The sequence below is a fragment of the Streptomyces sp. NPDC047525 genome (genome assembly GCF_040643025.1).
Taxonomy (GTDB): domain Bacteria; phylum Actinomycetota; class Actinomycetes; order Streptomycetales; family Streptomycetaceae; genus Streptomyces; species Streptomyces durmitorensis.
Genome location: NZ_JBEYTL010000009.1, coordinates 353,815 through 379,688, shown reverse-complemented (window position 1 = coordinate 379,688; position 25,874 = coordinate 353,815). Strand labels below are relative to the sequence as shown.

Genomic DNA, 25,874 nt, shown 5'->3' with positions numbered 1-25,874 from the left:
GGTCACGGTACCGGGACGGCCTCTTCCCCCACCGTGAACGTCTCGCCGTTCGCGGGCACTCCGATCCCCCGCCAGCGGAACGGCACACCCCGCGCGGTGTCCAGGTCGGGGCAGTCCATCAGCTGGAAGTGCAGGTGGGGTTCGGTGGTGTTGCCGGAGTTCCCGCAGCGGGCGATGACCTGCCCGGCGACGACCTTGTCCCCCGCGCGGACGGCGAGCGAACCCTGCTGGACGTGGGCGTACACGGCGTACGTCCCCTCACCGAGGTCGAGCACGATGTGGTTCCCGACGACGCGGCGGGCGCCGCCCAGGGTCCGGAACGTGCCCTCGACCACGAACAAGTAGAGGTACGCGGCAAGGGAGTTGCGGCTGAGGTGGTCGCGCTGACCGTCCTCGGCGTGCACGACGGTCGCGTCGGCGACCGAGAGCAGCGGGGCCCCGAAGGCCGGGAAGGCGCGGTTGCCGCGCGCGACGGGCCAGAGCCAGGCGAAGGCGGGACGCTCCGTGCCCTCCGGCTCGGCCACGATGTCGATGGCGTAGGTCTGCCCGAGGCCGTGCGTGCCGTGGCTCGGCACCTTGTCGGCGGGGCTGTTCAGGGCGGTCCAGCGGCCGGTGACGGGCGGGGCGATCTCCACGGGGGCCTTGGGCTCGGCCTGGGCCCGGTGCCGGCGGGCGGCCTGGCCGAGCACGATGGTGAGGACGACGAAGCAGGCCGCGGGGATCACTCCCCACCAGGAGGGATAGGGCAGCTCCACGAAGCGCCCGGTGATCACATGGACGAGGACGACGAGCAACAGCAGCCGCTGAAGCAGCACCGCGAACTTGCGCTGACGTACGGACATGATGGTTCCCCCAGTGTCAGTGGCGCCGGTGATCGGCGATCGGCGACCAGTGGTCAGTGGTCAGTGGTCGGTTCAGGGCCGCGAGGCGGAGAGCACCACGAGCAGCGGAACGACCCGCCCCGCGGGAACCTCGTGCCGCCCGCGCCCCGTGGCGTGCAGCCAGCCCGCGCCGGTCAGTTGGCGCAGGTGGTGGTAGATCTGGCCGGTCGTGCCGATCTCCTCCAGTTCGGCGAGCTCGGCCGCGGTGCGCCGGCCGCCGAGGATCTCCCGCAGGAGCCTCAGCCGCACGGGATGCCCGAGCGCGGCGAACGACTCCGCGGCCTCGGACCAGTCGTCGCCGAGGAGCTGCTCGGTCGTGTGGCCGTACTGCCACTCGTACCGCTCGCCCGTGGGCACCCGCACCGCTCCGGTGAACACGACGGCGCCGTCCGGGACCTGCGCCTCGGGCAGGCGTGCCTTCAGCGCCTCCAGGGCCCAGAAGTCACCCTCGCCCACGGCCGGCGCGGCGGCACCTGCGCTCTCCAGCTCCGCCATGCGCCGTTCCAGCTCGGCGACGCGCTCTTCCAGATCCATGGAGCAAGTATTACGTAATTACGTAATCACCTGCAAGGGCACGACGAAGCCCCCGCCCGGACCAGGTCCGAACGGGGGCTCGCAGCAGTGATCGTCAGGCGAAGAGCCCCGGAAGGGTCCCCTCGTGCGCCTCGCGGATCTCGCCGAGCGTCAGCGTGAACTCGCCCTGCAGCTCCACGGCGTCACCGTCGACCACACCGATGCGCGTCGCGGGAAGGCCCCGCGCCCCGCACATGTCGGTGAAGCGCAGCTCCTCGCTCCGCGGCACGGAGACGACCGCGCGCCCCGCCGACTCCGAGAACAGGAGGGTGAACGCGTCCAGACCGTCCGGGACGACCAGGCGCGCACCCTTCCCGCCGCGGAGGCAGGACTCGGCGACGGCCTGCGCGAGGCCGCCGTCCGAGAGGTCGTGCGCCGCGTCGATCATGCCGTCGCGCGAGCCCGAGATCAGGATCTCGGCGAGCAGCCGCTCGCGCTCCAGGTCCACCTTCGGGGGCAGGCCGCCGAGGTGGTCGTGGACGACCTGCGACCAGGCCGAGCCGCCGAACTCCTCGGTGGTGTCACCGAGGAGGTAGAGCAGCTGGCCCTCTTCGGCGAAGGCGATCGGCGTACGCCGTGCGACGTCGTCGATCACACCGAGGACGGAGACGACGGGCGTCGGGTGGATCGCCGCCTCACCGGTCTGGTTGTAGAGCGAGACGTTGCCGCCGGTCACCGGGGTGCCCAGGATCTGGCAGGCGTCGGCGAGACCACGGGTGGTCTCGGCGAACTGCCACATGACGTCCGGGTCCTCGGGCGAACCGAAGTTCAGGCAGTCCGATACGGCGAGCGGCTTGGCACCGGTCGCGGCGACGTTGCGGTACGCCTCCGACAGGGCCAGCTGCGCGCCGGCGTACGGGTCGAGCTTCGAGTAGCGGCCGTTGCCGTCATTGGCGAGGGCGACACCGAGGCCGGTCTCCTCGTCGATGCGGACCATGCCGGAGTCCTCGGGCTGCGCGAGCACCGTGTTACCCTGCACGAAACGGTCGTACTGGTCCGTCACCCACGCCTTGGAGGCCTGGTTCGGCGACGCGACGACCGCGAGGACCTGGTCGCGCAGTTCGTCCGAACTCACCGGGCGGGCCAGCTTGTTCGCGTCGTCGGCCTGGAGGGCGTCCTGCCACTTCGGGCGCGCGTAGGGGCGCTCGTAGACGGGGCCGTCGTGGGCGACGGTGCGCGGGTCGAGGTCGACGATCTTCTCGCCGTGCCAGAAGATCTCCAGCCGGTCGCCGTCGGTGACCTCACCGACGACGGTGGCGATGACGTCCCACTTCTCGCAGATGGCGAGGAAGCGCTCGACCTTCTCGGGCTCGACGACCGCGCACATGCGCTCCTGCGACTCACTCATGAGGATCTCCTCGGGAGTGAGCGTGGAGTCGCGAAGGGGTACGTCGTCGAGCTCGACGCGCATGCCGCCGGAGCCGTTGGACGCGAGCTCGGAGGTCGCGCAGGAGAGACCGGCCGCACCGAGGTCCTGGATACCGACGACGAGCTTCTCGGCGAAGGCCTCCAGGGTGCACTCGATGAGGAGCTTCTCCTGGAAGGGGTCACCGACCTGCACGGCCGGACGCTTCGACGGCTTCGTGTCGTCGAAGGTCTCGGAGGCCAGGATCGAGGCACCGCCGATGCCGTCGCCGCCGGTGCGGGCCCCGTAGAGGATGACCTTGTTGCCGGGTCCTGAAGCCTTCGCGAGGTGGATGTCCTCGTGCCGCATGACGCCGATGGCACCGGCGTTGACCAGCGGATTGCCCTGATAGCAGGCGTCGAAGACGAGCTCGCCGCCGATGTTCGGCAGGCCCAGGCAGTTGCCGTAGCCGCCGATGCCCGCGACGACGCCCGGCAGGACGCGCTTGGTGTCGGGGTGGTCGGCGGCGCCCATCCGCAGCGGGTCCACGACCGCGACCGGGCGCGCGCCCATCGCGATGATGTCGCGGACGATGCCGCCGACACCGGTGGCCGCGCCCTGGTAGGGCTCGACGTACGAGGGGTGGTTGTGCGACTCGACCTTGAAGGTGACCGCATAGCCGTTGCCGACGTCGACGACACCGGCGTTCTCGCCGATGCCGACGAGCATGGCGTCGTTCTCGGGGGCCTTCTCGCCGAACTGGCGCAGGTGGACCTTGCTGCTCTTGTACGAGCAGTGCTCGGACCACATGACGGAGTACATGGCGAGCTCGGCGCCGGTGGGACGGCGGCCCAGGATCTCGCGTACGCGCGCGTACTCGTCTTCCTTCAGGCCCAGTTCGGCCCAGGGCAGCTTGACCTCGGGAGTCTCGGCGGCGTGCTTGACGGTGTCCAGAGTCATCAGACGTTGACCAGCTTCTTCAGGATCGAGGTGAAGAATCCCAGGCCGTCGGTGCGACCGGTCCCGATCAGCGGCTCGACGGCGTGCTCGGGGTGCGGCATGAGGCCCACGACATTGCCCGCGGCGTTCGAGACACCGGCGATGTCGCGCAGCGACCCGTTGGGATTCACGTCGAGGTAGCGGAAGACGACCCGTCCCTCGGCCTCGAGCATGTCCAGGGTCCGCTCATCGGCGACGTAACGGCCGTCGATGTTCTTCAGCGGTACGGAGATCTCCTGGCCGGCCGCGTAATCGGCGGTCCAGGCGGTGTCGGCCGTCTCCACGCGCAGCTTCTGGTCGCGGCAGATGAAGTGCAGGTGGTTGTTCTTCAGCATCGCGCCGGGCAGCAGGTGCGACTCGGTGAGCACCTGGAAGCCGTTGCAGATGCCGAGAACCGGCATACCGGCCTTCGCCTGCTCGATGACCGACTCCATGACGGGCGAAAACCGTGAAATGGCCCCGGCCCGCAGATAGTCGCCGTACGAGAATCCACCGGGGAGCACCACGGCGTCGACCTGCTTCAGGTCCTTGTCCCGGTGCCAGAGCGGCACGGCTTCGGCGCCGGCGACGCGGACGGCGCGCTGGGTGTCGCGGTCGTCGAGCGTTCCGGGGAAAGTGACGACTCCGATTCGAGCAGTCACTTCTCTTCCTCCACCTTTACGAAGAAGTCCTCGATCACGGTGTTGGCGAGGAAGGTTTCCGCCATCTCGTGGATACGGGCGAGGGCTGCGTCATCGACGGGCCCGTCCACCTCGAGTTCGAAGCGCTTTCCCTGACGTACGTCGGCGATCCCCTTGAATCCGAGGCGCGGCAGTGCACGCTGCACCGCCTGGCCCTGGGGGTCGAGGATCTCCGGCTTGAGCATGACGTCGACTACGACGCGTGCCACTGGCACTCCCGGTGTGTGGTGCTGGCTGAGCGGTCCCTTCAGACTACCCGCACAAAAATTCTACTCGCGTAGATTCGTAGAAACCTACGTGAGGACGGTCACGTTCCTACCCCTACTCACGTATCGAACAGGGCACCTTCGCGAAAAATCCCGGAAAAGATCACGCATCACCATTGCGTCCGGACACGCGGGCGGATTTAGTCGGGCTTCACAATGCAATGCCGGGCACTGTACAAAGGAAAAGGCATTAGCCGATGCTTTGCACATAACAGTGCCCCATAACAGCCGGACAGTCGGCATCACCGCACGTCAAGGCGGTAGAGCCGCACGAAGGGACCGATATTCGTGGCGCAGCGTGTCGTGGTCACTCTCTCTGACGACATCGACGGCGGGGATGCGGCGGAGACGATCGCCTTCGGTCTTGACGGCAGGTCGTACGAGATCGACCTCAATCAAACCAATGCCAAGAAACTGCGCAAGGCACTTGCCCCGTACCTGGACGCCGCCCGCAAGCAGTCCAAGTCCGGCAAGGCCTTCAAGCACACGACGGTGGCCGCGAATCCTGCGGCCGTACGCGCCTGGGCCCGCTCGCACCAGATGGACGTGCCGCCGCGCGGCCGCATCCCGAAGAAGGTCTACGAGGCCTTCGAGGCGGCCAACTGACGCGCGAAGGGCGGCCGGCCGACGCTCGGAGGACGGCCGACTGACCTGGGCCGACGCCCGGCCAGGAGGGCCCCTCGGCAACCGACTTGACCTGCACCCCCGCCGGTCGGCTAAAGTCTGGAGCACGCCGAGGGGCAAGGCCGAAAGGCCCGAACCTCACGGAGTCTTGCGGGTGTAGTTCAGTAGTAGAACATCCCCCTTCCAGGGGGAAGGCGCAGTGTGCAATTCCTGTCACCCGCTCTGCATCGCCGATCAGGCACTCTTTCGAGTGCGGTAGGCTGGTGCTCGCGCCGATCAGTGAGAGCTGGTCGGAGGCAATGCGAACGTAGCTCAGTTGGTAGAGCGCAACCTTGCCAAGGTTGAGGTCGCGAGTTCGAACCTCGTCGTTCGCTCCAGAGAAGAAGGCCCCGGTCATCACGACCGGGGCCTTCTTCGTGTGTGCCCCCTGTTGCCCCTGCTGTTGATCGCCTTCTGACATTTGTCATGCGAGCCGGTGACAGCGCGCACTGCTCCGGCGCCCGGGGCCGGGGGACGCTCTTCTCATGACTGACCAAGTGATCGACGTGACCGATCTGCGGCGCGTGTACGGGGGCGGTTTCGAGGCGGTCCGGGGAGTCTCGTTCTCCGTCGGACGAGGTGAGCTCTTCGCGCTGCTCGGGACCAACGGCGCGGGCAAGACCTCCACCCTCGAACTCCTCGAAGGGCTCGCCGCACCCGCCGGGGGGCGGGTGCGGGTGCTCGGACATGATCCGTACGCCGAGCGGGGCGCCGTGCGCCACCGGATCGGTGTGATGCTCCAGGAGGGCGGCTTTCCCTCCGAACTGACGGTCACGGAGACCGTGCGGATGTGGGCGGGATGCACCAGCGGCTCCCGTCCCGCCGCGGAGGCCCTGGAGATCGTGGGGCTCGGCAAGCGGGCCGGCGTACGCGTGAAGATGCTGTCCGGGGGTGAGAAGCGGCGCCTCGATCTCGCGACGGCGCTCATCGGCCGGCCCGAAGTGCTCTTCCTCGACGAACCGACGACCGGGCTCGACGCCGAAGGGCGCCGCGAGACCTGGGAGTTGGTGCGGGCCCTGCGCGACAACGGCACGACCGTGCTGCTCACCACGCACTACCTCGAAGAGGCCGAGAACCTCGCCGACCGGCTCGCGATCATGCACGAGGGGCGGATCGCGGCCGAGGGACGGGTCGCCGACGTGGTGGCACAGCAGCCCTCGCAGGTCTCCTTCGAACTGCCCGCCGGGTACTTCGTCGGGGATCTGCCGCCGCTGGGCGAGCTCGGCGTGAGCGACCACGAGGTGGTCGGCGGACGGGTCCGGCTGCGTACGCACGAGTTGCAGCGGGCGGCCACGGGGCTGCTGCTGTGGGCGCGGGACGCGAACGTCGAACTCGGCCGGCTCGACGTACGGGCGGCTTCGCTGGAGGAGGCGTTCCTGCGCATCGCGCGGGACGCCGAGGGTGCCGAGAGCGCCGCGGGTGCGGCTGGTGTGGCGCGGAAGGAGACGGTGGCATGAGTGGCATCAGTACGGCGACGGTGGCGAGGGCCGCGACGACGACCCCCGCGGGGCGGATGCGGGCGCTGGCGCGGGCCGAGCTGACGCTGCTCGGGCGCACCAAGGGGACGCTGTTCGCTGCCCTCTTCGTGCCGCTCGCGATGCCGTTCAGCCTGCGCCAGGTCGCCGACAGCATGGACCTGAAGGGCAACGGGCTCTCCATCGGGGCCGTCGTGGTGCCCGGGGCCATCGGCTTCTCCCTGCTCTTCGCCGTCTACTCCGCGCTGACCACCGTCTTCGCCGCCCGCCGCGAGGAGCTGGTCCTGAAGCGGCTGCGCACCGGTGAGCTGCGGGATCCGGAGATCCTTGCCGGGGCCGCGCTGCCCTCCGTCGCCATCGGCCTGACGCAGTGCGTCGTCCTCGCGATCGCCTGTACCGCGCTGCTCGACGCGGGGGCGCCGAGCGCACCCCATCTCGCCGTGATCGGCGTGCTGCTCGGCCTGGTGATGTTCGGCGCCCTCGGCGCGGTCACCGCCAGTTTCAGCAGGTCCGTGGAGTCGGCGCAGGTCATGGCCATGCCCCTGACGTTCGCGTCGATGTTCGGCTCGGGCCTCTTCGTCCCCTTCGAGGTCATGCCCGACAAGCTCGCATCGGTCTGCGAGCTCCTTCCGCTGAGCCCGGTGATCACACTGGTACGCGGCGGCTGGACCGGAGAGCTGTCCGGCGCCGAGACCCTGGGCGCCCTGGCGACCGCTGTGGCCTGGACCGTGGTCTCGGTGTTTGCTGTACGACGGTGGTTCCGCTGGGAACCCCGGCGTTGAGGAAGGGGTCAAGTGGTGGTCGGCCGATTCCGGGGGCTGCAGCGTGGCTGGCATGAGCGGAGCAAGATCGAGAAGGTCGAGTTCCAGAGCATGGCCATGTGGCACGCCATGCCCTGGCTCTTCTTCCTCAGCTGGGCCTCGGTGCCGCTGGCCGTGAGCCTGCGGCACGCGACAGTGCCGCTGGTCCTCGGCTGCTCGCTGATCGGAGTGGCCGTCCTCCAGTGCGTCCACGTCAACCGCACACTGCGCCGCTCCCTCGATCACTACTTGAAGCGCGCGGAGCCACCGCGCCTCGACCTCGCCGTGTCGTTCGTGCTCATGGTCGTCGTGCTGGGCCTCGTGCTCGCCCTGCAGGCCGTGGGCGGGGTCAAGGAAGGCACGCTCGTCCTTGCCACGATGTTCACGGTGATGCCCTACGGACAGTCGCTGGCCTTCGCCGTACCGATCCGCACGTTCTTCATCCGGTTCGCCGTGATGGACGCCGCGATCGTGGCCGGGTTCGCCGCGGTCGGCGTCCGTGACGGGCAGCTCGTGGCCACGGCTCTGGTGATCGCGTTCGGCACGCTGGTCTCCCTGCTGTCCTCGCGCTGCGGCGCCTGGACGCTCTCCGTGATGTGGGAGGCCGACCGGGCCCGCGAGGTCGAGGCACGGCTCGCGGTCGCCGAGGAGCGGCTGCGGTTCGGGCGTGACCTGCACGACGTGATGGGGCGCAACCTCGCCGTCATCGCGCTGAAGAGCGAGCTGGCCGTGCAGCTGGCGAAGCGGGGGCGGCCCGAGGCCGTCGACCAGATGGTCGAGGTGCAGCGGATCGCGCAGGAGTCACAGCGGGAGGTACGGGAAGTGGTGCGGGGGTATCGGGAGTCCGACCTCGCGGTCGAACTCGCCGGTGCGCAAGGTGTGCTTGAGGCGGCGGGGATCGACTGCCGGGTGAGCGGGTCGTCGGCGGGCCTTCCGGTTGCCGTGCAGTCCGCCCTGGGGTGGGTCGTGCGGGAGGCGACCACCAATGTGCTGCGGCACGGGGATCCGCAGCGGTGCGACATCACTCTGGCGATCACTGACGACCGTACGACGCTGGTCGTCGAGAACGACGGGGTGCCCGAGGCCATGCCGGACGGCAGCAAGGGGTCCGGCCTCGCCGGGCTCCGGGAGCGGCTCGCCGCGGTGGACGGGACGCTGGACTTCGCGTCACGGGACGGGCGGTTCCGCCTCGCCGCGGAGGTGCCGCTCGCCCGCCCCGGGCAGGACGGCCCCCGACAGGTCCGCCATCAGGAAGCCGAAAGGGTCGCGCCATGAGCCTGCGCGTGCTGCTCGCCGACGACGAGCACCTCATCCGCGGCGCACTCGCCGCGCTCCTCGCGCTTGAGGACGATCTCGTCGTGGTCGCCGAGGCCGCCTCGGGGCCCGAGGCGCTCGCCATGGCGCGGGCCCACCGGCCCGATGTGGCCGTGCTCGATCTGGAGATGCCGGGCGCCGACGGTGTGACGGTGGCCACATCGCTGCGGGACGAGCTGCCGCACTGCCGCACCATGATCGTGACGAGTCATGGCAGACCGGGGCATCTCAAACGGGCGCTCGCGGTGGGGGTGCGGGGGTTCGTTCCGAAGACCGTGAGCGCGCAGCGCCTCGCCGAGATCATCCGCACCGTTCACGCTGGTAACCGCTATGTGGACCCGGAGTTGGCCGCCGACGCGATCTCCGCCGGGGACTCGCCGCTGACCGCCCGTGAGGCCGAAGTGCTCGAACTGGCCGCCGACGGCGCGCCCGTCGCGGAGATCGCCGAGCGGGCCGCGCTGTCCCAGGGGACCGTCCGCAACTACCTCTCGTCGGCCGTCACGAAGACCGGGGCGGAGAACCGTCATGCCGCGGTGCGTCTCGCACGCGAGCGGGGTTGGGTATAGTTGTCCTCGCGCTTCGGCGCAGCGCGGACGTAGCTCAGTTGGTAGAGCGCAACCTTGCCAAGGTTGAGGTCGCCAGTTCGAACCTGGTCGTCCGCTCCACAGAGAAAACCCCCGGTGCCTCTCGGCGCCGGGGGTTTCTTCGTGCGTGCCGCTACCAGGCCATGCCCGTCAGACGCTCGTACGCCTCGATGTACTTGGCGCGCGTGGCGTCCACCACGTCCTGCGGGAGCGGGGGCGGCGGCTGCTCGCTCTTGCGGTCCCAGCCGGAGGCCGGCGAGGTCAGCCAGTCGCGGACGAACTGCTTGTCGAACGACGGCTGGGCGCGGCCGGGCTGCCAGCTGTCCGCGGGCCAGAAGCGGGAGGAGTCCGGGGTCAGGACCTCGTCCGCGATGACCAGCGTCTCGCCGTCGAAGCCGAACTCGAACTTCGTGTCGGCCAGGATCACACCGCGGTCGCGGGCGATGTCGCGGGCCCGGCCGTAGACCGCGAGGGTCGCCTGGCGGAGCTGGGCCGCCGTGTCCGCGCCCACCTGGCGGGCCACTTCCTCGTAACTCACGTTCTCGTCGTGCTCGCCGACCTCCGCCTTCGTGGCGGGTGTGAAGATCGGGGCGGGCAGCTCCGAGCCGTCGCTGAGGCCGTCGGGCAGCGCGAGGCCGCAGACGGTGCGCGAGGCGTTGTACTCGACCAGGCCGGAGCCCGTGAGATAGCCGCGGGCGACGCACTCGACCGGGACCATCGCCAGGGACTTGCAGACCGTGGTGCGGCCCTCCCAGTCGGCGGGGGCGCCTGCCGGGACGTCGGTGGAGATGACGTGGTTCGGGACGAGGTCGGCGAGCTGGTCGAACCACCACAGGGAGAGCTGAGTGAGGACCCTGCCCTTGTCAGGGATCTCCGAGGGCAGCACCCAGTCGTAGGCGGACATGCGGTCGCTCGCGACCATCACGAGGTCGCCCGCCTCGTTCCGGTACAGGTCGCGCACCTTGCCGGTGTGCACATGCACCAGGCCCGGCACCTGAAGAGGCTCGGGCTTTTCTACGAATCCGGACACGGTTCCTCCCCGTGGTTCTGACTGAATGCTGCTGATTCTCCCGCATGGGGAGGCAGCTTTTGGCCAGGGGTTGTCCCGAGGGCGCCAGGGGCTCTCCCGGGAGCGGATGGACGGTCCTCAGTCCCGTTTGCAGATGCGGTCCAGGAGGTTGGCCGTGGCGCGCTGGACGCGGGTGTCCACATGGCCGGGGCGGTCGAGCGCCGGGGACCAGGCGAAGGTGCCCGAGGCGAAGACCAGGGCGCCGGAGGGCGCGCGGTAGAGGGACGACTCCTGGTGGCGGGTGGCGCCCTCGGAGTCCTCGTACGGAGAGTGCGCGAGGAGGATGCGGCCCTGGTGCTCCGGGAGCGCGGTGCGCGGGAAATAGCGGTCGGCCTCGCCCGCGACCAGGCCCTCGATCTCGTCTCCCTCGTGCGCACCGGTCGCCTCCCACAGCCAGTGGTCGGCGTTGCGCACGACGAGGGGGGCGGGCTCGGGGACCCGGCCCGCGTACTGGATGCCCAGGAGCTGCTGTTCGGCCTTGTCCTGCTCGCGCCAGAGGGTCGGCTTTCCGGGGCCGCCCCGCTTGCGGCAGGTCAGCAGGCGGTCCGCCACACCGGACGGGGAAGGGCCCAACTCCACTTGCCAGTACATGGTGTTGGCGGAGAGGAAGACGAGCGATGTGCCGTGCTCGCGGGCCTGCTCCGTGGTGCGGCGCATGTTCGACGACCAGTACTCGTCGTGGCCCGGGAAGACCAGGCCCCGGTAGCGGGTCGGATCGATGCGGCCCGCGTGCAGGTCGCGGGTGTCGGCGTACGCGAGGTCGTAGCCGTACCGCTCGGCCCAGCGGATGAAGTCGTAGGCGTGGCCCACGTGCAGGGGCAGGCCCGCGCCCGCGTACGGACGGTCGAAGGAGACCGTGTGGGCGGCCTCGCTCTCGCCCAGGAGGCGGCCCTTCTCGTCCCACGCGTGGTAGAGGCTGGCGCCCGTGCGGCCGTCCTCGGGGTAGAGGTTGTACGCCTGCCAGGTGATGTCCGGCAGGAGCAGGAGCAGATCGGCCCGGTGGTCGTCGCGGACCGTGAACGGCACGTGCGAGCGGTAGCCGTCGACCGTGGTGAGGACCGCCACGTACGCCCCCACGCTCCAGTAACTCGGGATCTGCAGACGCCAGGAGAGCCACCAGTGGTGGCAGGAGACCGTGCGGTCGGCGGCGAGCGGGGGCGGCTGGACGATGCCGGAGAGGCGCGGGCTCGTGGTGATCTTGCTGGCGCCGTCGCCGCCGTAGTGCCCGATGCGGTAGATGTCGACGCTGAACTGCTGGGGCGGGTCCACCGTCACGTGGAAGTCGATCGCCTCACCGGGGGCCGCGGCGCCGGTGGAGGCGAAGCCCTTGATCTGGCCGTGCACGTCGTCGGCGGTGCGGGGGCCGTTCGTACGGGTGCGGTTGCGGGGCGCGGGGATGTTCTGCGCGCCGGGTGACGGAGCGTGGTCGACGTACCAGGGGACGACCTGGCCCGTGTCGTCGAAGTAGTGCTCGGCGCCTCGGAGCCAGGGCAGCGGCCCTTGACCGAAGGGGTCGGTCACGGCGTGCGCCAAGGCGCCCGATTCCCACCTGCGGATCTGCTCCGACCCCATGTGTACCCCTCCCTCGCTGCTCCCCCGAGATTGCTCTGCGCGCTGTCCCTGTGTGGTGCCGCTGACATGTCCGGACCGGCGGTCGATCCCAGCACATCACATTACGCACGCACTCCGTCACCGTTCGTCGCTAATCGACGAGAACGGAAGAGAGCGTTCCGGGGAGTGGGGGGGCTCAGACCAGCCGGACCGGCTTCTCCGGGCGGACGCCCAGGCGGGCCAGCCAGCCGCGCAGCGGGATGGGGTCGCCGTCCTCCACGAGGCTCCGGACGTGCGGTGTGAGGTCCGCCGCCCGTTCGCCGTCGATCAGGAGGGACGGGCCGTCCAGCCAGTCGAGGCCGGGGGCCGCGTCCGCCGTGTCCACGGCGGCGCAGCAGACCAGGGCCGTGACGTGATCGGCCAGCAACTCCCGTCCCGTACGCGGCGGCTGGAGCGGGAACAGCGGCAGCATGCCGTCGTCCCAGAGCGCGTCGTCCGGGCCCTGTCCCGTGGGCGCGGGGCGGGGCGGGGCGGCGGCCTCCTCGCGGGCGATCTCCGCACTGAGGCCCGCGGCGAGAAGTCCGCCGGGACCGTCGGTGGACTCTTCGGGGTCTACGGGCTCTTCGAGGTCTACGGGCTCTTCGCCGTACAAGGACTCATCGCCGTCCGCGGGCCCTTCGCCGTACGAGGGCAATTCGGCGTCCAGGGGCTCGGCGCTGCCCGGGATGAGGGCGGCTGCGGTGGGCTCGGTCGCCAGGTCTGTTCCGTTGTCCTGCGCCGTCAGATGGTCCAGTACGCGGCCCAGTGTCGGCCCCTCGGAGTCGGGGGCCGACGGGTCGGCGGAGTGGCTGACGCCCAGGGAGTCGAGGACCCGGTGGAGGCGGGCGGCGTCCATGCGCCACTTGCGGTCGACGACCTCGTCCGGATACTCCTGCCACGCCACCGGCGCCCAGTCAGGGCCCTGCTCGGCGGGGCCCCCGTGGAAGAGGCGGGCGGCGAGCAGCGAAGCCGCCTCGTCCACCGAGCCCGGCTCCTCCAGGAGGTCACAGGCAGGGCGCTCGCCCAGGCGGGAGGTGAAGCCCTCGGCCAGGCGGTCCCTGCGGGAGAGCTCGGTGAGGGCGGAGACGACGCCCGCGTCCAGACGCGAGGGCCAGCGGCCCATCCGCCAGGCGGGCAGCGCGACCTTGGTCAGGAGCCGGTCCCACCCGGCATACGCCAGGCCCACCTGCTCCTGGGCGACGATCCGCACCCCATAGTCCACGGCCTGGGCGCGCTCGGCGGCGGCCGCAGCGACCCCGCGCTCCATCTCGCCCGCATGCCCACGGCAGCTGCGCAGGAGCAGCCGCACCACCCAGCCGGCGCCACCGAGGACCGTACGCACGAGCGGACCGCGCCCCGGGGCGGAGGTGACCGCGACCGCGGCGTCGAGACCGCGGATGAAGCGCCGGGCGGCGGCTATGTCGGGATGCGCCGAGGGGCCCGTGCCTGCCACGACCGGGGCGAGCACCGCGCGGAGCTCGCCGACCCGCATCCACCACAGGAACGGGGAGCCGATGACGAGCACCGGAGCCACGGGGGCCTGGCGGCGCGGGGCGGGGCGACTGTCACGTACGCCGTTGCCCGCCGGCTCCGCCGGGTCGGCGGGGGCCTCCGCGGGCGGGCCGTGCGCGGGGTGCGTGCGGTCCTCCAGCCAGCTGTCGCAGTCCGGGGTGAGCGCTATCGCCGAGGGCGCGGGCACGTCGAGGCGGTCGGCGAGGTCCCGCACCAGGCGATACAGATCGGGGGCCGAGCCCTCGGCGATCGGGACGGTCGGGCTGACGGCGGGCCTGGACCGCGCGACGACGAGCGCGATGCCCGCGGCGGCGATCAGCACGAGGACGGCGACGACCGTCACGACGCCGCGCACGACGTCCCAACTCCCCCCGGTGGCATGGCCCGTGGCCCCGCCCGCGATCAGCACGACGGCGACGGCAGCGGGCAGCAGTGCGACGGCGAGCGCCCTGCTGCGGATGCGCAGCACGGCGAGCGCCTGGGAACGTGCGGACTGCACGCCCACCTCCACACCCGTACCTGACACGACCGATGTCACCCCCTGCTGCCTGTGCCGCCTGCTCCCCGGCCGTGGGCCGGGACTGCGGGCGGACGGCAGCCGCCGATGGATTTGCTCACTCCCCCACTGTGGCACCCGCCACTGACATCGCAATGCCGGTGGTCTGTTTGGCTCTGGGCACCCTTAACCGCTTGCGCCGCACCCTAGTTGGGGCGCCGGGCATCGTCAGCCGGATGGGCCAGCGGTCACTCGATGGAATGGCTTTGGGTAAAGGTGGATGACGGGGTGGATGACGATCAGGCCCCGGATCCAGTGTCGGATCCGGGGCCTGAGAGTGGTTCGCGGGTGACGCGAGGACGACCTTTACGGGGCCTCTATGGGGCCTCTATGGGGCATCCATGGGGCCTTTACTACGCCTCCGACGCCGCCTTCGCCGCGATGTCCGTGCGGTGCTGGGAGCCGTCGAGGCGGATGCGGGACAGCGCCGCGTACGCGCGCTCGCGCGCCGCGGTCAGATCCGTGCCGGTCGCCGTCACGGAGAGCACACGGCCGCCCGCGCTGACCACGGCGTCGCCGTCGCGCTTCGTCCCCGCGTGCAGGACGTACGCGTCCGGGGCATCCTGTGCCGCGACATCGTCGAGCCCTTCGATGGGGTCGCCGGTGCGCGGGGTCTCCGGGTAGTTGTGCGAGGCGATGACCACGGTCACCGCGGCGTCGTCGCTCCAGCGCAGCGGGGGCAGGTCGACGAGGGTGCCGTTCGCCGCGGCCAGCAGGACACCGGCGAGCGGGGTCTTCAGGCGGGCGAGGACGACCTGCGTCTCGGGGTCGCCGAAGCGGGCGTTGAACTCGATGACGCGTACGCCGCGGCTGGTGATCGCAAGGCCCGCGTAGAGCAGCCCCGAGAACGGGGTGCCGCGCCGTCGCAGCTCGTCGACGGTCGGCTGGAGCACGCTCTGCATGACCTCGTCGACCAGCTTCGGGTCGGCCCAGGGGAGCGGGGAGTACGCGCCCATGCCGCCCGTGTTCGGGCCTTCGTCGCCGTCGAGCGCGCGCTTGAAGTCCTGTGCGGGCTGGAGCGGTACGACGGTGACGCCGTCCGTGATGGCGAAGAGGGAGACCTCGGGGCCGTCGAGGAACTCCTCGATGACGACGCGGTCGCAGGCGAGGGCGTGGGTGCGGGCGGCGGCGATGTCGTCCGTCACGACGACGCCCTTCCCGGCGGCGAGCCCGTCGTCCTTGACGACGTAGGGCGCACCGAAGGCGTCGAGCGCCTCATCGATCTCTTCGGGGGTCGTGCAGACGTAGGACCGCGCGGTGGGGACCTGGGCGCCCGCCATCACGTCCTTGGCGAAGGCCTTGGAGCCCTCCAGCTGGGCGGCCTCCTCGGAGGGCCCGAAGCAGGGGATGCCGACGTCGCGTACGGCGTCGGCGACTCCGGCGACGAGCGGCGCCTCCGGGCCCACGATCACCAGATCGGCGCCGAGCCGGGTGGCGAGGGCGGACACCGCGCTGCCGTCGAGGGCGTCGACCGGGTGCAGCTCGGCCACGTCCGCGATGCCGGCGTTGCCGGGGGCGCAGTACAGGGCGGAGACGTCGGGGTCGAGGGACAGAGAGCGGCACAGGGCGTGTTCGCGGGCACCACTGCCGATGACGAGGACCTTCACGGGCGTCAGCCTAGCTGGCGCGGGCCGGTGCGTTCGTACGGGAGCCCCAGCGGGGAAGCCTCCGGCGGTTGTACGTTCCTCCAGGCCGGGGGGCTTCTGCGGCTCTCCGCGGCTGCGGGGGCGCGGGGGGCGGCCCCTGACTTGCCCTTGCTCGCCCTGGCTTCGGGCACCGCGCGGGCGGTCCCGCTGCCCGGCGCTCGATTGGCTCTCCCTGGCTGGGGGCGCCGTGCCTTCGCCCGCGGGTCCGGCGTCCGGGGCGCCCCTCACCCGACCCGGCGCTCCCTTCGCTGTCCTTCGCCGGGAGTGCCGTGCCTTCGCCTGCGGGCCGTCTTCGGACTGGCCCGCCGCTCCGCGGCGGATCTTTCCCGCCCACCCACCCGATTGCCCCGGGGTGAACGGGTGGGCGGGTGGGAGAGATCCGGCGCGGAGCGGCGGGCTTGTTCGGGGCCCCGGACCGCAGGCGAAGGCACCCATGGGGCGGCGGGCCTGGCCGGACCCCCGGACCCCCGGACCGGCGAGCGGGGCAGCACCGCCCCGGGGCAGCCACGCGGTGGATCAGGGTTCGTTGTTGTATTCCTCGACGATCGTGGCGCCCAGTTCGCGGACGATCAGGTCGTGGCCGGACAGCGCCGACTCGACCAGGTCGGGGTCGTCGTCCGCCGGGATGTCGTCCTCCGCGGACACGTGGTCCGGGACATGCCGCTCGGGGGCCGGTGCGGGAGCCGGCGACTGCGCCTGCGCCCGGCCGGCGGCGGGCGGCGGAGGCTGCGGCGACTGCTGCTGCGGAGCGGGGCGGGCCGGCGGCGGCGCGCTGCCTCCGAAGTTGCCCGCCGCGGGCGGCGGCGCAGAGCCCCCCGAGGGGTCGACGATCGCCTCGACCTTCCACTGCACCCCGAACTGCTCGGACAGCGCCTGCCGCAGCACATCCTCGCTGCCGCTGCTGGCGAAGTTGTCCCGCGCGCCCGCGTTGACGAAGCCGATCTGCAGTGTCGTCCCGTCGAACCCCGCCACCTGGGCGTTCTGGCTCAGCAGGATCCAGGTGAAGCGGCGGCGGCCCTTCACCGCGTCGAGGATGTTCGGCCACAGGGTGCGCGGGTCGGGCCCGCCCACCGGGGCCGGAGCCTGAGCCTGTGGCGCAGCCGGAGCCGCAGCCGGAGCAGGCGTCGGAGCAGGGGCAGTCGGCGCGGGCTGCTGCGGGGCCGCCGGAGCACCGCCACCCGCGGACGCGGCCGTGGGCCAGCCCCCCGGCCGAGGGGCCTCCTGCGCCGGTCCGCTCCCCGGCGCCGAAGCCGTGGGCCACCCACCGGGGCGGCGCTCACCGGCCGGCGCGGCAGCCGGAGCCTCCGGGGCGGGAGGAGCCGCAGGAGCAGGAGCCGCCTGCACCGGCGGCGGTGCAGCCTGCGCAGGAGCAGGAGCAGGAGCAGGAGCAGCCGGAGCCGGAGCCTCGGGCTCAGGCACCGCCCCCCCGCCCCGCACAGCCGCCCGCGCCGCCGCAGCACCGCCCCCCGGCGGAACCGGCGGGCCCGAAGCGGCCTGCGGCCCCGCGCCACCCTGCGGCTGCGCTCCCGCATGGGCGTCGGGCCCAGGAACGTACGCCATCGCGGGACCGGGACCGCCGCCCTGACCGCCCGCCATGAAGTTGCCGCCGCGCTCGAGCCGGTCGAGGCGGGCCATGAGCGAGCGCTCGTCGTCGTACGCGGCCGGAAGCAGTACGCGCGCGCAGATCAGTTCGAGCTGCAGCCGGGGCGAGGTCGCCCCGCGCATCTCCGTCAGGCCTTCGTTCACGATGTCGGCCGCGCGGCTGAGCTCGGCGCCGCCGAAGACACCCGCCTGCGCCTGCATCCGCTCCACGACGTCCGACGGGGCGTCGATGAGCCCCTTCTCCGCCGCGTCCGGAACCGCCGCGAGGATCACCAGGTCCCGCAGCCGCTCCAGGAGGTCGGCGACGAAGCGCCGCGGGTCGTTGCCGCCCTCGATGATGCTGTCGACGATCTCGAAGGCGGCGCCCCCGTCCCCGGAAGCGAAGGCCTCCACCACGGCGTCGAGCAACGTCCCGTCCGTGTAGCCGAGAAGGGACGTCGCCATGGCATACGTCACACCGTCCGTCGCCGCGGACGCGAGGAGCTGGTCCATGACGGACATCGAGTCACGCACGGAACCCGCACCGGCCCGCACGACCAGCGGGAACACGCCCTCCTCGACGGCCATCTGTTCCCGGCCGCACACGTCCGCCAGATACTCCCTGAGCGTCCCGGGCGGCACGAGGCGGAACGGGTAGTGGTGCGTGCGCGAGCGGATCGTCCCGATGACCTTCTCGGGCTCCGTCGTCGCGAAGATGAACTTGAGGTGCTCCGGCGGCTCCTCCACCACCTTCAGCAGGGCGTTGAACCCCGCCGGCGTGACCATGTGGGCCTCGTCGATGATGTAGATCTTGTACCGACTGCTCGCCGGGCCGAAGAAGGCCTTCTCGCGCAGGTCACGGGCGTCGTCCACACCGCCGTGCGAAGCGGCGTCGATCTCGATGACGTCGATCGAACCCGGGCCGTTCCTCGCCAGGTCCCGGCAGGACTGGCACTCGCCGCAGGGCGTCGGCGTGGGACCTTGCTCACAGTTGAGACAGCGGGCCAGGATGCGCGCGCTGGTCGTCTTGCCGCAGCCGCGCGGACCACTGAACAGGTAGGCGTGATTGACCCGGTTGTTGCGCAGCGCCTGCTGCAACGGGTCGGTTACATGCTCCTGCCCGATGACCTCGGCGAACGACTCCGGGCGATAGCGGCGGTACAACGCGAGAGACGACACGCATACGAGGTTATAGGCGCCCACTGACAACACATACCGCGAACGCAAAGCGCCCCCCACGCACCCGCCAGAGCCAACCTACCCTTGCTGCCTTCCGGCCCTGGGGGAGTTCAGTCAGATAGCGCCACGTGAGGGGCTGACGCCCACCCTAGCGGATCCCCTGGGCCGGAAGCCACGTCGGTCCGGCCCCGGCACCCGCCTCGGGACGATCTCGGGAGCGATCTTGGGACCGGAGGCGGATCGTGTTCGCGAGCACTCCTCAACGTCTTGTATTGTTTGCGGCGGAGGATTCGCCTAGTGGCCTAGGGCGCACGCTTGGAAAGCGTGTTGGGGGCAACCCCTCACGAGTTCGAATCTCGTATCCTCCGCCAGTGCCTCACCGGGCACTAACGTTGCAGGGCCCCACCGTTCGCGGTGGGGCCCTTCGACGTGCGTGGTTGCAGTTGCCGTCAATCACGGGGCGCCGCTCAGTTTCGCCAACGGCGCGAGGTGAGCCTTCGCTCTTGGAAGGACGCGCGCAGTTTGCCGACTCGGAGCAGGCTGAGGCGCCGGCTCGTCGGTGAAGCCGTCCGCAAGGCCGCCCCCGCACGCCACCTACACCGCTACTGCTGAGGGCCCGATACCCCCTGCGGAACCAGGGACAGCAGCTGGACAAGCCCGTAATGCGTACGCCGTATTGGCCGCACACACCGGGAGGCCTCTGCTCAGCTGTACTCACCACCGGAGCATCTGCCGAGCCATCGGTCTGCCCGCACTGCCGGACGGACCGCGTTCAACGCACCTCCGCCCGCCTCCGAGTGGCTACAGGCGAACATCCAGTTCGCCGACCGCCAAGCCGCCCAACGCGGCTTTCTCACCTATTTGTTGCCGCCCCTACTCGAAGCCCGCGACGCCGCGGCATCATCACCTGGTGATTCGTCCGGATGCCCATGCTGGCACCTCCATAGCACTCACTGCCCGCAGCCGACGGACGCCGACGCATCGGCACCCCTTAGCCCTCGACAGCACGGGCTCAGGGGAGTGGTCAAACGCTGGTGGTCATCGCCATACGAACCCGAGGCCACACCGTCGGCGCCCCCGATGGGTGAAGGTTGCTCACGCCCAGTTCCACACGGGCTGCATCGGCATCCCCAACTACCAACGCGGCTCGGCTGCCGAGGGCACCGCCCCGCTCGACGGTCCCGGTGGGTGGCCACTGCATGGTCGGCGGTACAGGCAACACCGAGTGGTACGGACCGGACCGGACCGCCCCTATGTCGAACTATGTAGCGCTACGGAGGGCCAACTGCAGGCTCCGTTCCCGCCCACCCGCCGCGCATGTGGCTTCCGCGTCGCATCACTCCGCTCCGTTTTCTGGCTGCCGTTGCCGTTCTGATGCGTCCACCACCGTCCGCAATGGTGATGCTTCGTGACCTCGCGTCTCAGTGAAACACTGCGGGCCTTCCCGTGCCCGTATGCCTCCGCTGTGGCAGTCGTAGGAACGACGACCGAGAGGCCTCACAGCTGGCGCTTAGGTTTCAACATGTCACCCCAAAGGGCCAATTCACATGCCCGAACGGGTGATGGAAACTCTACGATGCAGCAAAGAAACATTTCTTCGCCTGCGTAACCATGATTGGCTTCGCCGACATGAGCGAGATCAACAGACCCGAAGATGGTTACGCATTCCGCGTTCCGACACTAAACGAGAACGGAATCCCCGTACGCTCCGGAGATTACTGGGTTGGGGCGGACTTGGCCGAGAAGTGGCTCAGAAGGAACCTTGAGGGGAACAGAAAGGCGTCCACCCTACGAGTGAAGCGATACGCAAAAGCCATGGAGGAGGGCCGCTGGAAGCTGACACACCAATCAATCGCCTTCGATAGCCAGGGAAACCTGATCGATGGACAACACCGCCTGCTGGCCGTAATCCACTCCAAAACCGTGGTCCCAATGAGGGTGCACGTCGGTGCCGACCCATCCACGTTTGCCGTGATTGATACCGGCTACGGACGCGTCCCGTCGCAATTTATGCGAGTGACCAACGCAAACATCATCAAGGGGGCGGCCAGGATCATCCTCTTCGCTGAGGTGTGCCGGGAAAACGGCAGCGAAGCATCATTCATGCACCGTGGCAGCTTCGATAACGACGTCGTATTCGAAACCGTGGATCAATGGCCTGAGCTGCAAGAATACGCCCCCGCAGCGTCACGTATCTACCGGGCTTGCGGAAGCTCGTCGACAAACATGCTGGCGGTCCTCGCACAGGCATCTCGCGGAATGAACCCGGGAGCGATTGATGCATTCGTCGAAGGCATGATCTTGGGCGAAGAAATGTCGAAGGGTAACCCCGTCCTCCTCTTGCGCAACAGGGCCATCGCGCGAATGGACCGTTCTCTGTCCTATAGAGACAAAACTGTACTATATGGAACGACCGTGAAAGCATGGAACGCTCACGCCAGAGGCGAGAAGCTGAAGTTTCTCAGATTCATCTACGATGACAAATCAGAAGAGGGCATGCTGCCTGTAAGCGCAGGAAAGGGTTCAACAGGAATGAGGGAGAAAATCCCCGATGTGTATTGATAAGTAGTTTCAACGCCGCCCGTTCTGCCGTCTGCGCACCTATCTCAGCGCCCGTCACCACCAGATGGTTAAATGGGTGAATGAGCTTCACCCTATTAACCATCCACGGTCGACTGATAGGCGTTTCGGTTCCTCACTACCATGCCGTGAGACAGCTTTCCGGAAATATTCTGCTGGAACGGCCGAAGGCGAATCCGAGTATGGCTACTACGCCACACAGCCGAACGGGGCGGCAAGAAGTGGCACCAGCGAGTACGCGTCTCATGCCCTCCACCAGTGCCTGGCTGGGCACGATGTCGAAGGGCCCCCACCGTTCTCGGTGGGGGCCCTTCGACATCGGCCGTCTCAGGACGGGTCTGTTTGGGTCTGTGGAACCTCGCTCGAGGATCTCCTCACTCCTCGGGGAGGCCACACCTGTGAGCTGCCCCGTTGGCATCTGCTCCCCACCCTTGTCTGTGGCAAACGGGTCCGGGAGACCCGCAAGCGCGGCACCGAAGGTATGAGGCGGGAGGGTGCTGGCGACGCGGTATCCCTCTCCAGTCCGCTGCGCCCAGTGGGCATCGAGAGCATGACCCGCCCGCCCTGGCGCTCGATCGCCGCGCCGTAGAAATGGGCACCCATGTCACCGGCCGCCCCTTGCAACCGCTCGTCGACGACAGCACACATGCGCATGCCATCCGGGCCGACCCAGCGGGCCTGCGAGCACGTACTGGCAGCGTCACGCGCTGAGCCACATGAACCCTTGATGTATATACTCGATGCGAGTTCTTATATCTACGGAGGTGCCGATGAGTCGAACCGTGATCGATCTCGATGACGAGCTGGTGGCCGACGTGGCCAAAGCACTCGGCACCGGAACTAAGAAGGAAACCGTCAACACTGCTCTCCGTGAGGTACTGGAGAACCGGCGACGAGCTCTCGCGCTTACTCGCCTGCGTGCCGCGACTGGCGACGGCGCCTTCGACCTGGGCCTCTTCGAGGCCAAGGGGAACTACCGCCGGTGAACGCGGCCCAGTTCCTGATCGATACCAGCGCACTCGCCCGGTTCATGCGCAGTGATGCGGAGCAGTACGGATGGGACCAGGCTGCCGCAGCCGGGCTGATCGCCACCTGCCCCATCACCGAGTTGGAGTTCTTCTACAGCGCACGTTCCGCCGAAGACCGGTCGCAGGGCGTCGAGGACATGCGGATGATCTTCGGCTGGGTCGCGGTCGATGATCGCGCCTACACGCGTGCCTGGCAGGTGCAAGAAGCCCTGACTCAACGGGGGCAGCATCGGAGTGCGGGAGCCATTGACCTTGTCGTGGCTGCGACGGCCGAGCTCCAGGGGCTGACCCTGCTGCATCGTGACCGGGACTTCGACTGCATCGCCGCTGTCACCGGGCAGGCTCTCCAGTGGTATGGCCCCGAGCCAGGCAAGTAGTTCGTGTGTGGCTGCAGTTCTGGTTGGGCTTACGGGTGTACAGCACCGCTCAGAATCCCATCCAACCGCAGGTCAGGACTTTCCCGCACCAGCAAGAACGGTCAGGCGCACGCTTGGAAAGCGTGTCGGGGGCAACCCCTCACGAGTTCGAATCTCGTATCCTCCGCCAGTGCCTCACCGGGCACTAACGTTGCAGGGCCCCACCGTTCGCGGTGGGGCCCTTCGACGTTCTCCGCCCCGTGTCCCCGCCCCGGTGTTCCCCGCAAGAGCTCACGAGGCCGGCGCGATGTTCTGGTTGGCGTGGAAGAGGTTCTCCGGGTCGTAGGCGTTCTTGATGCGGGTGAGCCGGGCGTAGTGGTCGCGGTAGGTGGCCTTCACGCGGCTCTGGCTCTCGCCCTCGCCGATGAAGTTCACGTAGGCGCCGCCCATGGAGTGCGGGTGCAGCTCTTCCCAGTAGTCGACGCACCACTGTCTGATCGTCCCCGCGTTGGCCGGGTCCGGGTCGATGCCGCCGATGACTCCTGACCAGACCGCGTCGCGGTAGCCCCACGCGGTGTCTTCCTGGTCGACGCGGGCGGCGGCTCCGTCCACGGGGTAGAGGTGCATGGTCGACAGGTCGGTGGGGAGGTTCTCGGCGTACTTGGCGTGCACGTCGATCGCGTCGTCGGTGATCCGGTCGAAGAAGTCGCCGCGCCAGTACCACTGGAGTCCGGTGGGGATCAGCTCGTCGAACATGCTCTGCAGCGCCGGGTAGGGCATCGGCGCGGTGAAGTGGAAGGCGGGCGGGCCGGGTTCATTCACCGCGGCCAGGATCTTCTCGGCGTCGTCCGGGTCGCCCGTCCAGCACCACACGACACCGCACATCTTCTGGCCGTGTATCTCCTCCGGGAACGGCGGGCCGGGCGGGACGCTGAGTGCGGCGAAGAAGCCGTTCAGGTCGTCGGGTGCCTGCGGCAGGAAGTCGCGGTACCAGCGCAGCACGTCGCGGGTCATGTCGACGGGCCACACAGTGACCGCGACGACCACGTCGCCCACCGGGTGCAGGCGGAAGCGGAACGACGTCACGATGCCGAAGTTCCCGCCGCCGCCGCGCAGGGCCCAGAACAGGTCCGGGTGCTGGGACTCGCTCGCGGTGACGAAGCTGCCGTCGGCCAGGACGACGTCCGCCGCGACGAGGTTGTCGATCGTCAGGCCGTACTTGCGGGTGAGGTGGCCGTGGCCGCCGCCGAGGGTGAGGCCCCCGACGCCCGTCGTCGACATGATTCCGGCGGGGGTCGCGAGGCCGAAGGCGTGGGCCGCGTGGTCGAGGTCGCCGAGCTGGCTGCCGCCGCCGACCCGGGCCGTCCTCGCCACCGGGTCGACGCGTGCCCAGCGCATGGGCGACAGGTCGATGGTGACGCCGTCGTCGACCTCGCAGAGCCCGGCGCCGCTGTGGCCGCCGCCCCGGACGGCGAGTTCCAGGTCCCGCTCGCGGACGAAGTCGACGGCGGCCATGACGTCCGCGGCGTCGGAGCACCGCACGAGGGCGGCAGGGCGCCGGTCGATCATCGCGTTGTAGATCGTGCGGGCCCGGTCGTACTCGGGGTCCTGCGGGCCGATGACCGGGCCGCGGAGCGCGGCTCTCATGTCGTCGAGGGTGGTGCCGTCCATGACGGGCTCCTTGCCGAGACGCGGACCGCTTCTCCCACCCGGCCTCTCCCCTGTCGGGCCGTCGGTGAGCGGATGTGCGCCGGCGTCCTGGCGCCCCCCGCCAGCAGCAGAGCTGACCTCTCCAGGATCCCGCCGGTCGGCCCGGCCCGCAATCGGCGGGTGGCACGCCTGCCCTCATCACGCCCGTCCTCAGGACGTCCCCGACGCGTCGTACGCCGTCAGTGCCGCCCGCAGCGTCAGCAGATCCGTGTGCGCGGCGACGTCGAGGCCGGTCAGGGCCGCGATGCGGCGCAGGCGGTAGTCGACGGTGTTGGGGTGCACGTGCAGGCGTTCCGCCGTCCGTCTGCGGTCCAGGTTCGACGCGAAGTACGTCCGCAGGGTCGCCGTCAGGTCCGGGCCCTCCGCCAGAGGGGACAGGAGGGCGGCCAGGTGGGCGCGGGCGGGGCTCGCGCGGGTGAGCTGGTAGTCGAGGAGCAGCGCCGTCAGGGGGTAGACGCCCGGCGGCCGTCCCGTGCCCACCGCGGTGTCGCGCAGTTCGGTGGCGAGGCGGACGGCGTGCGGGACGCCGGCCGGTGCGCTCGCGGCGACCCCCGCCGTCAGGGGCACTCCGCTGACGGTGATGAGGGATCGCGTCAGGTTCTCGAGGCGTGCCCGGTCGGCTTCGGGCGCACGGTCCGGTGCGGTCTCGGACGGGATGAGCGCGAGGCCCTCGTCGGCGGACAGGCGGGAGAGGACGGAGTGGCCGAGGGCGCGGTCGAGCTCCGTACGCAGGCGTCTGATCTTGCGCCGGGATGCCACGGTGGCGTCGACGTCCTCGCGGTCCTCGTCGGGATGGCGGCCGATCGTGAAGGCGAGCACCAGATAGCAGGGCGGGAGGCGTATCCCGAGGTGGGCGGGGTCGAGTCGGGCGCCGCCGGCGTCCACCCGGTCGTCGAGGCCGTCGAGGAGTGCGGACAGGGCCGTGTGCCGGGCCGCGTCCCGCTCCCCGATCAGCGACTGGCTCTCCTCCACGTATCCCGATGTGACGGCGGCAGTGATCTCCCGCAGGCAGTCGAGCAGCAGCCGGTGGGCCTCGATCAGGTCCTGCGGTTCGACCGTCGCCGCCACCTCCTCGACGCAGATGCGGGCCCCGTAGTGATAGGCGCTGACGACCGCGTCCACGGGGAGGCGTTCCTCCGCCCGTCTGGCAGCCGAGCGGCGCACCGCCTCCAGGAACTCCGGGGGCGGCATCCGCTCCGTGCGCAGCACCTCGGCGAAGGCACGGATCGTCATGACGACGATGGCCCTGACGTCTCCGTGCAGTTCCTCCGCGGGCAGCCGGCCGTAGACCGGGAGGTCGTCCGCGATGCGCCGGGTGACCGTCGCGGCGAGGCCAGGTACGTCGGCGATCAGGAAGCGGCCCACGCTTTTGTCACCGGTCACAACTGACCTCTCGGAAAGTCTGGTTGCGCGCCTAGGACACCGAGGCCGCGATGGCCCGGATCATAAGGGCGTCCGTTACCCCCGGTACACCCCACACAGGAGAG

Annotated in this window: 20 protein-coding genes, 4 tRNA genes and 1 other RNA gene; 12 read left to right on the top strand and 13 right to left on the bottom strand. The window is 69.9% G+C overall.

Annotated features, from left to right (window positions below; all coding sequences use genetic code 11):
• Positions 1-2 precede the first annotated feature (2 nt).
• The 5 genes from ABZ833_RS27850 to purS all read right to left on the bottom strand — a co-directional run bounded on the left by ABZ833_RS27850 (position 3) and on the right by purS (position 4,687).
• A complete protein-coding gene (locus ABZ833_RS27850; RefSeq protein ID WP_361051689.1) occupies positions 3-842 on the bottom strand; it encodes a M23 family metallopeptidase in 840 nt (279 codons plus the stop codon).
• A 72-nt stretch (positions 843-914) separates the two neighbouring features.
• Positions 915-1,415 (bottom strand): winged helix-turn-helix domain-containing protein, encoded by a 501-nt coding sequence (locus ABZ833_RS27845; protein WP_361051686.1) that lies wholly within the window; start codon positions 1,413-1,415, stop codon positions 915-917.
• 94 nt (positions 1,416-1,509) lie between these two features.
• A complete protein-coding gene (purL, locus tag ABZ833_RS27840) occupies positions 1,510-3,759 on the bottom strand; it encodes a phosphoribosylformylglycinamidine synthase subunit PurL (protein WP_361051683.1) in 2,250 nt (749 codons plus the stop codon).
• Positions 3,759-4,439, bottom strand: coding sequence for a phosphoribosylformylglycinamidine synthase subunit PurQ (gene purQ, locus ABZ833_RS27835; protein WP_361051680.1), 681 nt, complete (start codon positions 4,437-4,439; stop codon positions 3,759-3,761). Before purQ ends, purL begins: the two co-directional genes overlap by 1 nt.
• Positions 4,436-4,687 (bottom strand): phosphoribosylformylglycinamidine synthase subunit PurS, encoded by a 252-nt coding sequence (gene purS, locus ABZ833_RS27830; RefSeq protein WP_135332092.1) that lies wholly within the window; start codon positions 4,685-4,687, stop codon positions 4,436-4,438. The genes purQ and purS overlap by 4 nt, the downstream gene beginning before the upstream one ends.
• A 345-nt stretch (positions 4,688-5,032) precedes the next feature.
• Here purS and ABZ833_RS27825 point away from each other — a divergent pair, with 345 nt between their 5' ends.
• The 8 genes from ABZ833_RS27825 (at position 5,033) to ABZ833_RS27790 (ending at position 9,661) form a co-directional block, all read left to right on the top strand.
• The gene (locus ABZ833_RS27825) at positions 5,033-5,350 is read left to right on the top strand and encodes an Lsr2 family protein (protein ID WP_249589035.1); all 318 of its coding nucleotides are present in this window, start codon (positions 5,033-5,035) and stop codon (positions 5,348-5,350) included.
• 168 nt (positions 5,351-5,518) lie between these two features.
• A tRNA-Gly gene (locus tag ABZ833_RS27820) sits at positions 5,519-5,590 on the top strand.
• A 79-nt stretch (positions 5,591-5,669) separates the two neighbouring features.
• Positions 5,670-5,745, top strand: a tRNA-Gly gene (locus ABZ833_RS27815).
• Between the two features lie 147 nt (positions 5,746-5,892).
• Entirely contained in the window at positions 5,893-6,864 is a 972-nt protein-coding gene (locus ABZ833_RS27810) for an ABC transporter ATP-binding protein (RefSeq protein ID WP_361051677.1), read from the top strand.
• Positions 6,861-7,664, top strand: a complete 804-nt coding sequence (locus tag ABZ833_RS27805; protein ID WP_361051674.1) for an ABC transporter permease — start codon at positions 6,861-6,863, stop codon at positions 7,662-7,664. Before ABZ833_RS27810 ends, ABZ833_RS27805 begins: the two co-directional genes overlap by 4 nt.
• A gap of 12 nt (positions 7,665-7,676) precedes the next feature.
• The gene (locus tag ABZ833_RS27800) at positions 7,677-8,957 is read left to right on the top strand and encodes a sensor histidine kinase (RefSeq protein ID WP_361051671.1); all 1,281 of its coding nucleotides are present in this window, start codon (positions 7,677-7,679) and stop codon (positions 8,955-8,957) included.
• On the top strand, positions 8,954-9,562 hold the full coding sequence (locus ABZ833_RS27795) for a response regulator transcription factor (RefSeq protein WP_249589031.1): 609 nt from the start codon (positions 8,954-8,956) through the stop codon (positions 9,560-9,562). The genes ABZ833_RS27800 and ABZ833_RS27795 overlap by 4 nt, the downstream gene beginning before the upstream one ends.
• Positions 9,563-9,585: 23 nt before the next feature.
• Positions 9,586-9,661, top strand: a tRNA-Gly gene (locus ABZ833_RS27790).
• A 52-nt stretch (positions 9,662-9,713) separates the two neighbouring features.
• On the opposite strand, the gene ABZ833_RS27785 is transcribed toward ABZ833_RS27790, so the two are convergent.
• The 6 genes from ABZ833_RS27785 to ffs form a co-directional block, all read right to left on the bottom strand.
• Positions 9,714-10,610: a phosphoribosylaminoimidazolesuccinocarboxamide synthase gene (locus ABZ833_RS27785; RefSeq protein ID WP_361051668.1), complete on the bottom strand. Its 897-nt coding sequence runs from the start codon at positions 10,608-10,610 to the stop codon at positions 9,714-9,716.
• Between the two features lie 117 nt (positions 10,611-10,727).
• Positions 10,728-12,221, bottom strand: coding sequence for a N,N-dimethylformamidase beta subunit family domain-containing protein (locus ABZ833_RS27780; protein WP_361051665.1), 1,494 nt, complete (start codon positions 12,219-12,221; stop codon positions 10,728-10,730).
• Positions 12,222-12,396: 175 nt separating this feature from the next.
• Positions 12,397-14,277, bottom strand: a complete 1,881-nt coding sequence (locus ABZ833_RS27775; protein ID WP_361051662.1) for a hypothetical protein — start codon at positions 14,275-14,277, stop codon at positions 12,397-12,399.
• A gap of 383 nt (positions 14,278-14,660) precedes the next feature.
• Complete coding sequence (purD, locus tag ABZ833_RS27770) at positions 14,661-15,914, bottom strand: phosphoribosylamine--glycine ligase (protein ID WP_361051659.1); 1,254 nt, start codon at positions 15,912-15,914, stop codon at positions 14,661-14,663.
• 555 nt (positions 15,915-16,469) lie between these two features.
• On the bottom strand, positions 16,470-18,713 hold the full coding sequence (locus ABZ833_RS27765; protein WP_361051656.1) for a DNA polymerase III subunit gamma and tau: 2,244 nt from the start codon (positions 18,711-18,713) through the stop codon (positions 16,470-16,472).
• Between the two features lie 42 nt (positions 18,714-18,755).
• Positions 18,756-18,854: signal recognition particle sRNA small type (gene ffs / locus ABZ833_RS27760), an RNA gene on the bottom strand.
• 142 nt (positions 18,855-18,996) lie between these two features.
• On the opposite strand from ffs, the gene ABZ833_RS27755 reads away from it, so the two are divergent.
• From ABZ833_RS27755 to ABZ833_RS27740, 4 genes are all read left to right on the top strand, one after another.
• Positions 18,997-19,084: transfer RNA gene (locus ABZ833_RS27755), tRNA-Ser, on the top strand.
• Positions 19,085-20,342: 1,258 nt separating this feature from the next.
• Positions 20,343-21,275 (top strand): hypothetical protein, encoded by a 933-nt coding sequence (locus ABZ833_RS27750; protein WP_361051653.1) that lies wholly within the window; start codon positions 20,343-20,345, stop codon positions 21,273-21,275.
• 788 nt (positions 21,276-22,063) lie between these two features.
• Positions 22,064-22,279 (top strand): type II toxin-antitoxin system VapB family antitoxin, encoded by a 216-nt coding sequence (locus ABZ833_RS27745; RefSeq protein WP_361051650.1) that lies wholly within the window; start codon positions 22,064-22,066, stop codon positions 22,277-22,279.
• The gene (locus ABZ833_RS27740; RefSeq protein WP_361051647.1) at positions 22,276-22,698 is read left to right on the top strand and encodes a PIN domain nuclease; all 423 of its coding nucleotides are present in this window, start codon (positions 22,276-22,278) and stop codon (positions 22,696-22,698) included. The genes ABZ833_RS27745 and ABZ833_RS27740 overlap by 4 nt, the downstream gene beginning before the upstream one ends.
• 270 nt (positions 22,699-22,968) lie before the next feature.
• On the opposite strand, the gene ABZ833_RS27735 is transcribed toward ABZ833_RS27740, so the two are convergent.
• Positions 22,969-24,348 (bottom strand): FAD-binding oxidoreductase, encoded by a 1,380-nt coding sequence (locus ABZ833_RS27735; protein ID WP_361051644.1) that lies wholly within the window; start codon positions 24,346-24,348, stop codon positions 22,969-22,971.
• 189 nt (positions 24,349-24,537) lie between these two features.
• Entirely contained in the window at positions 24,538-25,770 is a 1,233-nt protein-coding gene (locus ABZ833_RS27730) for a helix-turn-helix domain-containing protein (RefSeq protein WP_361051641.1), read from the bottom strand.
• Positions 25,771-25,874: the final 104 nt, after the last annotated feature.

What these genes read in the sequence shown, in the direction of transcription:
- ABZ833_RS27735 (WP_361051644.1), bottom strand. Translation starts at nt 24,348, where the DNA reads ATGGACGGCACCACCCTCGACGACATGAGAGCCGCGCTCCGCGGCCCG.
- ABZ833_RS27805 (WP_361051674.1), top strand. Translation starts at nt 6,861, where the DNA reads ATGAGTGGCATCAGTACGGCGACGGTGGCGAGGGCCGCGACGACGACC.
- ABZ833_RS27780 (WP_361051665.1), bottom strand. Translation starts at nt 12,221, where the DNA reads ATGGGGTCGGAGCAGATCCGCAGGTGGGAATCGGGCGCCTTGGCGCAC.
- ABZ833_RS27850 (WP_361051689.1), bottom strand. Translation starts at nt 842, where the DNA reads ATGTCCGTACGTCAGCGCAAGTTCGCGGTGCTGCTTCAGCGGCTGCTG.
- ABZ833_RS27845 (WP_361051686.1), bottom strand. Translation starts at nt 1,415, where the DNA reads ATGGATCTGGAAGAGCGCGTCGCCGAGCTGGAACGGCGCATGGCGGAG.
- ABZ833_RS27795 (WP_249589031.1), top strand. Translation starts at nt 8,954, where the DNA reads ATGAGCCTGCGCGTGCTGCTCGCCGACGACGAGCACCTCATCCGCGGC.
- purL (WP_361051683.1), bottom strand. Translation starts at nt 3,759, where the DNA reads ATGACTCTGGACACCGTCAAGCACGCCGCCGAGACTCCCGAGGTCAAG.
- ABZ833_RS27810 (WP_361051677.1), top strand. Translation starts at nt 5,893, where the DNA reads ATGACTGACCAAGTGATCGACGTGACCGATCTGCGGCGCGTGTACGGG.
- ABZ833_RS27745 (WP_361051650.1), top strand. Translation starts at nt 22,064, where the DNA reads ATGAGTCGAACCGTGATCGATCTCGATGACGAGCTGGTGGCCGACGTG.
- ABZ833_RS27750 (WP_361051653.1), top strand. Translation starts at nt 20,343, where the DNA reads ATGAGCGAGATCAACAGACCCGAAGATGGTTACGCATTCCGCGTTCCG.